This window comes from Candidatus Methanoperedens nitratireducens (assembly GCF_900196725.1).
Taxonomy (GTDB): Archaea; Halobacteriota; Methanosarcinia; order Methanosarcinales; family Methanoperedenaceae; genus Methanoperedens; species Methanoperedens nitroreducens_A.
The window spans coordinates 1-3,153 of sequence record NZ_FZMP01000099.1; the positions used below are offsets into that span (position 1 = coordinate 1).

The 3,153-nt window shown below is 42.0% G+C and carries 6 protein-coding genes and 1 pseudogene; 2 read left to right on the plus strand and 5 right to left on the minus strand.

What is annotated here, in order from left to right; all coding sequences use genetic code 11:
- Positions 1–21: 21 nt before the first annotated feature.
- The gene (locus MNV_RS07610) at positions 22–279 is read left to right on the plus strand and encodes a hypothetical protein (RefSeq protein WP_143311693.1); all 258 of its coding nucleotides are present in this window, start codon (positions 22–24) and stop codon (positions 277–279) included.
- 46 nt (positions 280–325) lie between these two features.
- Here the strand turns inward: MNV_RS07610 and MNV_RS20635 are convergent, their stop codons facing one another.
- From MNV_RS20635 to MNV_RS20640, 5 genes are all read right to left on the minus strand, one after another.
- Positions 326–454 carry a carboxymuconolactone decarboxylase family protein gene (locus tag MNV_RS20635; protein WP_256999991.1) on the minus strand — a complete coding sequence of 43 codons (129 nt, stop codon included), beginning with the start codon at positions 452–454 and terminating at the stop codon, positions 326–328.
- Between the two features lie 142 nt (positions 455–596).
- A complete protein-coding gene (locus MNV_RS07615; protein ID WP_256999992.1) occupies positions 597–1,598 on the minus strand; it encodes a formylmethanofuran dehydrogenase in 1,002 nt (333 codons plus the stop codon).
- The gene (locus MNV_RS07620) at positions 1,564–1,875 is read right to left on the minus strand and encodes a hypothetical protein (RefSeq protein WP_096204954.1); all 312 of its coding nucleotides are present in this window, start codon (positions 1,873–1,875) and stop codon (positions 1,564–1,566) included. Before MNV_RS07620 ends, MNV_RS07615 begins: the two co-directional genes overlap by 35 nt.
- Positions 1,875–2,462 carry a tyrosine-type recombinase/integrase gene (locus MNV_RS07625; RefSeq protein ID WP_096204955.1) on the minus strand — a complete coding sequence of 196 codons (588 nt, stop codon included), beginning with the start codon at positions 2,460–2,462 and terminating at the stop codon, positions 1,875–1,877. Before MNV_RS07625 ends, MNV_RS07620 begins: the two co-directional genes overlap by 1 nt.
- Before the next feature lie 175 nt (positions 2,463–2,637).
- Positions 2,638–2,766 carry a hypothetical protein gene (locus MNV_RS20640; protein WP_256999993.1) on the minus strand — a complete coding sequence of 43 codons (129 nt, stop codon included), beginning with the start codon at positions 2,764–2,766 and terminating at the stop codon, positions 2,638–2,640.
- A gap of 200 nt (positions 2,767–2,966) precedes the next feature.
- On the opposite strand from MNV_RS20640, the pseudogene MNV_RS21215 reads away from it, so the two are divergent.
- Positions 2,967–3,143, plus strand: a pseudogene (locus MNV_RS21215) (ammonia-forming cytochrome c nitrite reductase subunit c552); the annotation flags it as partial.
- Positions 3,144–3,153: the final 10 nt, after the last annotated feature.

Here is a 3,153-nt window from a genome sequence, read left to right on the forward strand (position 1 = left end):
TGAGGTATCGAGGTGATGGGAATGGCAGAGGGCGCAGTTGAGAAAAAAGCGGTAGAATCTGAGCATGCAGAAGCATCAAAAGAGAGAGCCAAAAAAGAAGCCGACCCCGCCAGGGAGTTTGTAGACAGCATCATGGCAGAGATGAGCCTGAAAGGCGCTTCAAAAAAGAGGCTTATCAAGAAGCTGGCTGAACAGTATAATTTTGATAAACAGAAGGTTCTGTTCAAGCTCAGGCGCGCGCTCATCACGGAGAGATATACGGCGGCGAGCGGGCACTGAGATGCGAAACGAAATGTTGAGTTTTGCTATTCTCCTCATCTGTTTTTCATTTTAGCAACTTTTTAATTGCATTCTTGCATACGTTGACCCCGGGCGCTCCTGAAGTCACATAGACTACGCCAAGCGTATCCAGAATCTCCTCTTTGGTAGCTCCATTGTGGATTGCACTCTTCACTGGGCTTCAGCGCAATCAGGGCAAAGTCTCCCGGCAACGACAGCCAGTGCCATCAGTATTTTCATCTTCGCTGGAAGAGCTGTATCAGTCCATAATGCCTCATCGCTAATTCTTAAAACCTGAATTTTATTTTTACCATGATTTATTCATCTGCCTTCATTACAACCACTGAGCCGTCCCTCATTCTCACCACTCTCTCTTTCGATAACCCATATTTTCGATAGCTCATCGCCTCCACATGACCTGTACCAAGATGTTCCCTTATCAGATTTGCATCCTCCTGTAACATCGTCAGTTCCTTCAAAGGCGGCTCGATTTTAATCTTCTTTTTAGCAAAAATCGCTCCATCTTTCATATTAGCTCCCACGAAGCCTTTAGAATCATTTAATATAAGCGTACCTTTTTTCATGTATGCTCCTGCAAACTCATCAGCAGTGCCATCCACAATTACCACACCACCATCGAGATGGGCTCCCGTGTTCATCCCTGCATTTCCTGCGACATGAACCTTGCCTTTCCGCATCAACAATCCTGTGCCGTTATAAGCGTTCCCATCTATTGAAACGAAAGCCTCACAGTTACACCGGGCTGCTACTGTGCCCCTCAGTATCCCGTCATTCAGCAGCAGATATCTTTTTCGTGCATCATATTTATTCTTAACAAGTGCATCTTTCCCCAGCCCGTTACAGAGAATTTCAGTTATTGATCTGAACTTTTTATAGCCCTGTTCATCAGATACAACCTCAACAATGTTCCCAAAGGGTTCTTCAATGTTGCCTTTAACATATATCGCACCTGAGACCATACCCATGCCCATTTCTGAAGAGATATCGCCATTGACATATATCCTTCCAGCCTTTTCTGGCGCTCCGGTTCCACCAAAATGCATGAGGTTTGCGCCCATGCTGTAACCCAGCCTTTTTCCCACATTTCCGTGAATGTGGATATCCTTGCCTTTTCTTAATGCATCTACCAGCTCTTTGTAGGTAAAATTCGTTCCCTCCTGGGAAGGTATGATGCTACCGGGACGAATCTTATTACTCTGCCATGTGAAATTGCACGTATAATCACACAGGTTATCGACGGGTTCCTTCAACTTAAGTTCCATATTAAAAAATTTCCATGTTGTTTTTAATATTCCCATCCCAGGCGATCCACGGCATCAGTTGTTTAAGTATTTGGACTGCATCGTAACGCGCAGGGATTTTTAATTTTCTCTTTTTTCCGCATGGGGTTTCGAACAGGTTATTTTGAATTTGTTTAAACTCTTCCGGCATACCCGGAAGCTCTCTTCCACATCCACATTCTAGCGGCTTCCCTTCATTTTCCCATTTTTTTAGTAATCTATCTTGCAGTTCTTTTTTTATCACACGTGTTTCTTTCACTTTTAATTCTTCAATCAATTCTTGCTTTGTAATCATTATTTAACCTCCTTCAGGAACCGTTTTTCAATTTCAGGAGTAATCTTGGTGTATGCTTCGTCACCAGTCTGAATGCCTGAGCGACCTAAACGATAGGCTATAATCTCTTTCGGGACTTTACCATGTAATCTCATAGCCATGCCTTTGCGGAGCTTTTGAGCGCTCTTTGGTTTTATGCCTATACCCTCGCAATAGCCCTTCAATCTCTTATCGAAATTATCCCTGGACATATCGAATAATAGACTGGAGATACGCCATGTGTCCCTGTATTTAATAATCTCGTAAAGTAACGCCCTGTCCAGGGAGATGGAGCGGTCTATAACTTTAGATCGCTTTCTAATTTGAAAGGTCAGAGATTCATTCTTAAGATCTATGTTATCCAATTTTATGTTCAGCGCGTCAGAGATCCGCAATCCGGTGTTCCATAATAATGAGATCAACAATTTATCCCTGTCCCGAAGGAATGCTTTACATAATGTTGGAACCATAAGGTTATCCAGGTGCTCCATTAATGAATCGATTTCAGACTGAGTAAAGTACTCATCAGGTTTTTTCCTGGTCTTTGTAGGCACGACCGAATCTGGCATAAATTAAAGATTGTCATAATTGTATATATACCATACTGAATTGTCTAATAAATATAGTCAATAGATATGTGAAGAAGCCGCAGCCAGAGAGATTTAATCTCACGCCATGCTTTCACTATATCTATTGGCTTAATATTTCGTAGCTCTTCTATACTTAATTTATCATTTCCGTTTATTACTCTTTACTACTTTTCAATTGTTCGAGAAATTTCCTTTGCCTTTCTTTTTCGGCTTCAGAGACTTCTGGTTTTTTGAGCTGACTTGCTTTTTCAGCCAGGTCCATCGAGCTTTCAAGTCCAACCATTTCTCGCACCTCCTATTATGCGACATTGAAGCAATCGAAGTTCATTATAATTGTATATAAAACTATGCCAAATTGTCTACAAAATTCATAATAATTGTAGAATTAAAAGTTATACACGCTCTGGATTTAAGCCATATAAGGGCACATTCAGAAACTTATATTCCGAATAGTCCCACAATAATGCCTCACAAGGAGGCAGAGATGTATCCTGTGCAGATTGTCACATGCCCTACACCCGCGAAGGTACTGCAAAAATCTCAACCCGTGATGTGGAGTATGTAACTTACAGGGCTGCTACGGTCCAGAGACTGGTAAGGATATCCATGAACATTACTGAAGACGCACTCATTGCAGCAATTGGAGTTGTACCGTCATAAGTCTCACGCA